At 71.4% G+C, this 224-nt stretch carries 1 pseudogene; it reads left to right on the top strand.

Annotation, left to right across the window (positions count from 1 at the left end):
- Positions 1 to 224: pseudogene (locus tag ACYF6T_RS44830) on the top strand (IS5 family transposase); the annotation flags it as partial.

Raw genomic sequence — 224 nt, 5'->3', positions numbered from 1 at the left:
AGCTCCGGCTGAACCAGGCCCTGCTCGGCAGATCCCGTGGCGGACTGACGAGCAAGATCCATCTCGCCGCGGACCGCGGGTGCCGTCCGCTGTCCCTCGTGCTGACCGCAGGACAGGCCGGCGACAGCCCGCAGTTCGTCCCCGTGTTGCAGAAGATTCGGGTCCGTCTGCCTGTGGGCCGGCCTCGGACCCGGCCCGGCGCTGTCGCCGCGGACAAGGCCTAC

This window comes from Streptomyces sp. 7R007, from assembly GCF_054850255.1.
Note: the sequence above shows the minus strand (reverse complement) of the source record. Positions and strands in the feature narration are given on the sequence as shown.